The sequence below is a fragment of the Pseudarthrobacter raffinosi genome, assembly GCF_023913735.1.
GTDB lineage: Bacteria > Actinomycetota > Actinomycetes > Actinomycetales > Micrococcaceae > Arthrobacter > Arthrobacter raffinosi.
Genome location: NZ_JAMXBH010000039.1, coordinates 1 through 8281, shown reverse-complemented (window position 1 = coordinate 8281; position 8281 = coordinate 1). Strand labels below are relative to the sequence as shown.

Genomic DNA, 8281 nt, shown 5'->3' with positions numbered 1-8281 from the left:
ACAGCTCTCCCTGGGAATGGACACCAGCAGCGGTGACGGCCTGGACCTCAACTCCAAGGAGGCCGGCAGCACCTTCGCACCCAAGCTCATCCTCACCCTGAGCTAGGTCAGGCAGGAAGAGGACTAAACATGGCCGGGACTCCATCCTTAAGGATGGGGTCCCGGCCATGTTTAGCCAAGGTCGCAGGACGTGAGTTTAGCTCCGCGGGGTGACCGTAGATTCATCCGTCACCCGTTGAACGTCATTGCGCACATCCGCATGCACATCTCCCTTTTTCAAGCCCGGTTATGCCGATAATTCCAGGCTCCCCACCCCATCTGATACCGACAATGGTGGTCCCACGACAACGCCCACGTGGAGCAGAAAAACGGCGACGTAGTCCGCCGGCACGCCTTCCGCTACTGCTACGACACCGCCGCGGAGCTGAAGCTGCTCACCGCGCTCTACGCCCTCGTGCGTGTACGGCTGAACCTCTTTGATCCTGACCGGGGCCAAAGCCGCCGAACTCGCCGAGCTCATGGAGATCACGGCATCACCAAGATCCAGTCTCAGCTGATCGCACTCGCCGCGGCGAGAACACGGGCACTGAAAGCATCATCCTCTTCCTGCCTGACCTAGAAGTACTTTGTTAGGTTTTTCGGCGTAGGGCTTTTAATCGCCACTCTTTTAATCGCCAACTGTTATGTCGCAGGACATCGGTGACACTTTCGCGGGTTTTGGTGGTGACACTTCCCCTGGTGCTAACCGGTTTGGGTGGAGGCCCGTGCGATGGCAAAGAATGACAGGTGAACAAGAATGCGCCTGTCAACGCCCGTATCCGCCTCGCGATCGCCCAGTGGCCCGATGACGCACCGCGAGGTGCCGTCACCACGTTCTGCGCCGAGCACGGCATCACTCGCAAGACGTTCTATGCGATCCTGGCCAGGGCGCGGGATGAAGGACAGGCCGCTGTCTTGGAGCCCCGCTCACGCCGCCCCAAGACCTCACCGACCCGGCTGTCCGAGGACCTCAAGCAAGACACGCTGAAGGTGCGTGCCGCCCTGGAATCCTCCGGTCTGGATCACGGGCCGATCAGCGTGCACGACAAGATGATTGCCTTGGGGATGCACGCGCCCTCGCCAGCTTCGCTGGCGCGGATCTTTCGCGAGAGGAACGTGGCCCGGTCCGAACCGGCGAAGAAGCCCCGGGCCTCGTACCGCCGGTTCGTCTACCCGGCACCGAACGCCTGCTGGCAGCTGGACGCCACCGAATATGTCCTGACCGGTGGGCGTAAATGCGTGATCTTCCAGCTGCAGGATGACCACTCGCGCCTCGCCGTTGCCTCCCACGTGGCCTCCGGCGAAACCAGCGAAGCGGCCATGGCGGTCGTGAAAAAGGGCATCAAGGCCCACGGGGTACCGCAACGGCTTTTGATAGACAACGGAGCGGCTTTAAATCCCTCACGTCGCGGCGTTGAAGGCCAACTGGTCACCTACGTGACTTCGCTCGGGGTCAAGGCGATCACCGGAAAACCGTACAAGCCAACGACCCAGGGCAAGAACGAACGCTTCCACCAGACCCTGTTCCGGTGGCTGGACAAGCAACCCCTCGCGGCAACACATCAAGAGTTGCAGGAGATGGTCGACCGATTTGACCTGGTCTACAACACCGAGCGACCGCACCAGGGACTGCCCGGGCGCATCACCCCGCAGCAGTCGTGGGACGCCACAGCCGTCGCCGAGGCACCCAGGCCCAAACCCCTGCCGGTTCTTCCCGAGCCGCAGGCGTCAGGGCCGGCAGCCATGCATCCTGTCCTTGCCAATACGGCGGTCCAACCGGCGGTGGATCCCGGAAGGGAAGCACCGGAGAACGGCACCACAACCGGCCTGGACGCGGAAATTCAGCTCGAGACCGGCGCACCCGAGAATATCAGTGGCCCCATCTCCCACCCGGCAGACAACGGCAGCCGGAAGCTGCGGGTCTATTCCAACGGCGTCGTCAAGATCGGCACGACGCTGTTCTCCCTGACCAAGCGCCTGGGACCTCGAGGAAATCACGTTCGCCAACACCGAAGGCGAGGTCATTGCCGAATACGCATGGCCGCCGGAAGGCACCGGATACGTCGGGATCAGCAGGTCACTCACCCGATTCCGCAGCGGGCGTCTTTCCGCAGGAACTGTCACCGATGTGCTGAGGCAGCAACTGTCACCAGTGTCCTGAGGCAGAACTGTCACCGATGTCTTGAGAGATCACACTTTTAATCGCCAACCTGACCTGTTAATTTCGTTTCGTGGGCATGGAAGAGACATCACTGCGGGTCGAGCTGGAGGACTTCGTCGGGCAGGTATTCGCTTCGTTGGGCCGGAAGGACCAGCGTGCCAAGGGCCGGCTGTATCTGCAGGGGTTGATGCTGGAGGGGCGGCGCAAGTCGATGCAGCCGATGGCCGAGCGCCTGGATGTGGACCACCAGCAGCTGCAGCAGTTCGTCTCGTCCTCGCCGTGGAAGGTCGAACCGGTCCGCCGCCGCCTGGCCACCCTGGCTGAGGAGGCCATCGCCCCGGAGGCGTGGGTGATCGACGATACCGGCTTCAAGAAGGACGGGGTGGCCTCGGCGTGTGTGGCGCGCCAGTACTCGGGCACGCTGGGCAAGATCGGCAACTGCCAGGTTGCCGCGACCGTGCACATGGTCAGCGACCAGGCCTCGGCCCCGGTGAACTGGCGCTTGTTCGTGCCCGAGGCCTGGGACGACACTTGTGCGGACACCAACGAGCACGCCGAAGCCGTCGCCGCCCGCAGGGTGAAGGCGAGGATCCCGGATTACGTGCGTAACCGGCCCAAGTGGGAGCTGGCGCTGGAGATGATCGATGAACTCGCCCATTGGGGACGCACATGCCCGGTCGCGGTCGCCGACGCCGGGTACGGGGACAACGCGTTGTTCCGGCTCGAGCCGACCCGGAGGTCCATTCCGTGGGCGATGGCGGTCAAGGCATCCACCAGCGCCTACCCGGCCGATGCCATTCCCGAACTCGCCGAACGCACCAGCCCCAAGGGCCGGCCCAGCGTGCCCCGCTACCGACAGGACCCGGCCAGCCTGGCCGAACTCGCAGGGGCCGCCGGGAGAGGACAACTGCGACAGGTCACCTGGCGGCACGGCACCAAAACCGGTCGCGGGAACCGGGCCGCCGCCATGAAATCCCGCTTCCTGGCCCTGCGCGTCAGGCCTGCCAGCCGGCACAAAAATCCGGTGGCGCATCGAACACGACTACCGCGAACTGAAAACCGGGCTCGGCCTCTCCCACTTCGAGGGACGGTCCTTCCCGGGCCTCCACCACCACGTCACCCTCGTGTCAGCGGCCCACCTGTTCATCACCAGGAAACGCCTTGCCACCCCAAAAGCAGCAGGGGCAGCCTGAGCCTTTACAGGGTCCTCAAAGAACTCCAACGGATCCTCATCCGACAGCTCACCCGCTGCCCCTACTGCCAACACGCGCCACCAACCTAACAAAGTACCTCTAGCTTAGGGTGAGGATGAGCTTGGGTGCGAGTGTGCTGCCGGCCTCCTTGGAGTTGAGGTCCAGGCCGTCGCCGCTGCTGGTGTCCATTCCCAGGGAGAGCTGTTGGCCGAGCTCACCGGTCGGTCCGCTGACCGTCAGCGGAATGTTGTAGGTGGTGTTGGTGGTTGTCGGGCCGAGGGTGCCGATGCTGGTGCCGAGCGCCGAGCGCCGGGCGGATGTTGTACGTGATCCCAGTCTCGGTCCAGCTGTCATCGGCGACCAGCTTGATGTTCTGCGTGCCTGTTGACCCGCTCCCGGCGCTGCGCAGCTGCAGCGTTGCACTCTGGATGGTCCTGCCCGCATACGCGGACAGGTCGAACTTCAGGTACGTGACTTCCACCGGGCTGTTGTCCACACCCAATATGGTGCTTGTGCCAAAGTTCGTCCCTGTCGCCCCGCTCGTCACGTAGCTGTCAGCGGTGGCCGTGAGCGTGACCGTTTCGGGCGTACCGCCCGCGGGAGCCGTGGTGAAGGTCCAGGTCTTGTCCGTCGCCAGCGCGTTGCCGGCAACATCCTTCACCCCAGCGGGGCCGCTCTCGATCGTGGCCGTGTACGTCGTGTTTGCGGTCAGGTCAGCAGTCGGGTTCAACGTCGCAACGTTGCCCGTGCTGCTGTACGCTGCCTGCACCGTCCCCGTCGGCCCCGTCAACGTGAACGTGTTCGACGTGACGGTCGAGGCATCCATCGCCTCCGAGAACGACCCCGTCACATCCGCCGCCGCCGCCACACCAGTCGCCCCATCAGCCGGAGACGTAACCGTCACGGTCGGAGCCGTCGTATCACCACCACCGCCACCGCCGCTGAGCGTGAGCACCAGCCTGGGTGCGACGGTGCTGCCGGCCTCCTTGGAGTTGAGGTCCAGGCCGTCGCTGCTGGTGGAGTCCATTCCCAGCGAGAGCTGTTGGCCGAGCTCACCGGTCAGGCCGCTGAGGGTCAGCGGAATGTTGTAGTTGGTGTTGGTGGTTGTCGGGCCGAGGGCGCCGATGCTGGTGCCGAGCGCCGGGCGGATGCTGTACGTGATCCCACCCTCGGTCCAGCTGTCATCAGCGACCAGCTTGACGTTCTGCGTACCCTTTGACCCGCTCCCGGCGCTACGCAGCTGCAACGTCGCACTCTCCAGCGCCCTACCCGCATACGCTGACAGGTCGAACTTCAAGTACGTGACCTCCACCGGGCTCTTGTCCACACCCAGCAAGGTACTCGTGCCATAGTTCGTCCCCGCCGCCCCGCTCGAGACATAGCTGTCAGCGGTGGCCGTGAGCGTGACAGTCTCGGGCGTGCCGCCGCCCGCGGGAGCCGTGGTGAAGGACCACGTCCTGTCCGTCGCCAGCGCGTTGCCGGCAACATCCTTCACCCCAGCGGGGCCGCCCCTGATCGTCGCCGTGTACGGCGTATCCGCCGCCAGATTAGCAGTCGGGTCCAACGTCGCAACGTTGCCCGCGCTGCTGTACGCTGCCTGCACCGTCCCCGTCGGCCCCGTCAACGTGAACGTGTTCGACGTGACCGTCGAGGCATCCATCGCCTCCGAGAACGACCCCGTCACATCCGCCGTCCCCGCCACACCAGCCGCATCAGCAGCCGGAGACGTAACCGTCACCGTCGGAGCCGTCGTATCGCTGGGGTCGACGCTCCAGATATGCGTCGCTTCTGTCGCGTCGGTGTTGCCTGCTGCGTCGGTGGCCCAGGCACCGAAAGTGTGGGATCCGGTCGACAGCCCGGTGTAGGTCTGGGGTGAGGTGCAGGCGACGCGCGGCGCACCGTCCAGGCTGCACTGGAACGTCGAATTGGCTTCACTTGAGGTGAACGCGAAGGAGGCGCTTGTCGACGTCGACGTCGCAGGCGGTCCGGAGGTGATGGCCGTCTCCGGGGGCGTCGTGTCCCCTGCCGGAGGCGTCGTGTCCACGGTCCACGTATAACTGGCGGGGGTCGGATCAGCGCCGTTCTGGTCAGAGGCACGAACCTGGAAGGTATGCGCGCCATCGGACAGTCCTGTGTATGACACCGGACTGATGCAGTTGGCGAATGCTGCCGAGTCGAGCGAGCAGTCGAAGGTTGCGCTGGCCGATGCCGAGGTGAAGCTGAACTGAGCCGACGTGGAGCTCGCCGGGTTGGCCGGCTTGCTCGTGATCGTCGTGTCAGGCGGATCGGGAGTGGGGGTCCCAGCCCCGATTTTGCGCGGGTCATAGGCGGCATCGACGAGTAAAGCCGGTGCGTAGGCGGCAGCGATGGACTGCCATGGCACCGCCTTGAAGTTCTGCCGCTGCCCGTTGTCGTTGGCGGTGTCCTGCGTGACGAAGAAACCCTGGGGGAAGGGCCCACCGACGCCGAAGTTCGTGACGTCTATCCCGTCCATGCCGGTCACAGCATCGATCCCGTTCCCGGCCGGGATGGCGAAGGCTCCCAGCGGTCGGTTGTCGTCGCGGGCATAAACGTGGAATCGGTTGGAGCCCTGGCTCGCGGCCAGCAGGTAACCGGCGCCACCGCTACCGTAGTAGATGCTGATGCCCTTAATGTCCTGGACGATGTCGCCGCCGTTCTCGGTGGTGCTGACAACTATCGTCCCGGCGGTCGAATCCCCTGGCTCAGCGCCGTAGCGCCAGATCCCACCGATGTCCTCCTGCGCGATGTAGAGCCGCTTCATCTCATCATCCGCCACCAGGCCCTCGGTGTGGGCGGGACCGCTCACCGTCCAGCTGCGCACGAGCCGTCCCGTAACTGACCCGGTGGAGCCATCAAGTTCCCACTGCTCAACCTTGCCGATATCGGTGACATAAGCGAAGTACTTACCGGTCTCCTGGGAGTGGTAAAAGGAGAACCCGCGGGGCGTGCCGATGTTGGCGGTGGGCGCGAAGCTGCCGACCTTCGTCAGCGAGCCATCCGACTCGTTGACCTTGTAGAAGTCAAGGCTCCGTACGCGGTTCGAGGCACCGACCAGACCGACGCGGCTGCTGCCGAGGGGGAAGTTGTAGCGGACATCAACATTGTTCATCCGTCCGTCGGGATAATAGAACAACTCCCGTCCAGACAGGTCGTAGACGACCAGACCGTGCCCATCCGTACTCTTGTCCGTGCCGATGATGGTGCTCTTCGACGGGTCGGTGGGATGGATCCAGATGGCCGGGTCGTCCGCGGCATCCCCTGATCCGTGTATCGGTGCCGTTTCGACCGTTGCGCTCACCTGCGCCACTGCCGCACTCGCGACCGGAGCGGCGAGCCCCACAAGTAGTCCAGCCACCGTCAAGGGGGTGAGGATTCTGATGACCATACGCATGGTGACCTCTCTGTCAGCTGCTGCTTACGTGTTGCGGGCAAGCCGTTTCCTAACCAGGCGGGCACCAGGTGGCGACCTGGCCGGTTTGTGTGCCAGGGACGTTTGCTTCCTGGACGGCCTGATCGAGAGGGATCTCTCCGGGGCGGCCCTTTCCATCACAGGGCGCCGGCGCTCACCCCTTGGCAAGCGGGATCAGCGTCGATGACGCCCGGAAGCTCCTGGGCTCGTGTGACCGACGAAGCAGCGAGGGGCGACGCGACTATGCCATCATGCTCACCCTGCTGCGTCTGGGCCTGCGGGCCGGCACGCTCGCCTCCTGGGGGGAGTTCATCGACACGTTCGCTCACTGGACCTCGCTCCACGGTGCGCGCGCAATGACGGTCCCGGACAGCGGGCGGCCCTCCACGTGCGCTATCCGGCGTCCGCGTACGTACCCGGCGGCCGTCCAAGCCAGGACTGCGATGACGGCTCCCGCCCGGCCCAGCCCCTGAGGGTTGTCGCCCCGGCCCCAATCGCGCACTCCCGCAAAAACCGCCCGTGGCAGTACGCTCCGGACGTAGCGCCGTTCCGGGCCTAGAGCCCGCTTTTGGCCTACCACCCGGCTGACCTGGGCTTTGGAGATACCTTCGGACCAGGAACGCGACAGCATGTAGCGCAAAGTCCCCCTGTCCGCCGGCACATGGTGGCGGACCAAAGCCGCGGGTTCGTAGACGATCCGCGATCCGGGTGAGCCCATCTTCGAACGGATGCAGATCTCGGTCTCCTCACAGCCAAGGGGCAAGGTGCCCTGGCGCCCCAGCGAAAGGTTGAAGCCGCCCACCTGGCGGAGGACTTCGCGCCTGAAAGACATGTTTGCGCCGATGACATTCCGGACCTCGGAGGCCACCTTGGGCATTCCGCGGTGGCTGCATCCTACGATCCAGTCGAGCTCTTCACCGAAGTAGCCCGGACGGCCCGTTTCCCACACCGGTTCCACGCGGCCGCCGACGGCCAGGACATCAGGATCGTCATAAAGGGCAAGCAGCCGTTGAAGCCAGTCCGGGGCTGCCTCGGCGTCGTCGTCGAGGAAGGCCACAATGTCCGAGTCGGCAAGTCCGACGCCGGTGTTCCGCGCTCCGGACAACCCGCGTGGACCGCTGCTCTCCACCACCGTCACGTCATCTACAATTTCGGTGAGCCGCTCGTAGAGGTCCGCGTTATGGTCAATCACCACCAGGACCTCCTGGGGTGCAACTGATTGGGCCCGGACGGACTCTATGACGTCCAGCAACCGGTCCCAACGCCTTTCGGTATAAGCACAAATGACGATCGTTACGCTCGGACGTGCACCACGATCCAGCATGCTACGCTCCCCGAACGAGGGAGAGAACCGCTTGGGGATCCATAGGCGTCCGCGGGACGCTGACATTTGCGTAGGTATATTTCACCCGGCGGAGGGCTTCAGGTCTGGCGCCTGCGGTGGGCGCCTCCCACATG

4 protein-coding genes and 2 pseudogenes are annotated in these 8281 nt (G+C 64.5%); 3 read left to right on the top strand and 3 right to left on the bottom strand.

Going from position 1 to position 8281, the window contains the following annotated elements; all coding sequences use genetic code 11:
- The first annotated feature begins 355 nt into the window (after positions 1–355).
- The 3 genes and pseudogenes from NG698_RS21260 (at position 356) to NG698_RS21250 (ending at position 3393) form a co-directional block, all read left to right on the top strand.
- Entirely contained in the window at positions 356–619 is a 264-nt protein-coding gene (locus tag NG698_RS21260) for a hypothetical protein (protein WP_252600813.1), read from the top strand.
- Positions 620–786: 167 nt separating this feature from the next.
- A pseudogene (locus NG698_RS21255) lies at positions 787–2200 on the top strand (integrase core domain-containing protein).
- Positions 2201–2276: 76 nt separating this feature from the next.
- Positions 2277–3393 (top strand): annotated as a pseudogene (locus NG698_RS21250) (IS701 family transposase).
- 214 nt (positions 3394–3607) lie between these two features.
- Here NG698_RS21250 and NG698_RS21245 read toward each other — a convergent pair.
- From NG698_RS21245 to NG698_RS21235, 3 genes are all read right to left on the bottom strand, one after another.
- Positions 3608–6805: a phytase gene (locus NG698_RS21245; protein WP_252612222.1), complete on the bottom strand. Its 3198-nt coding sequence runs from the start codon at positions 6803–6805 to the stop codon at positions 3608–3610.
- Between the two features lie 155 nt (positions 6806–6960).
- Positions 6961–7152: a hypothetical protein gene (locus NG698_RS21240; protein WP_252612212.1), complete on the bottom strand. Its 192-nt coding sequence runs from the start codon at positions 7150–7152 to the stop codon at positions 6961–6963.
- Positions 7149–8147, bottom strand: coding sequence for a glycosyltransferase family 2 protein (locus NG698_RS21235; protein WP_254749588.1), 999 nt, complete (start codon positions 8145–8147; stop codon positions 7149–7151). Before NG698_RS21235 ends, NG698_RS21240 begins: the two co-directional genes overlap by 4 nt.
- Positions 8148–8281: the final 134 nt, after the last annotated feature.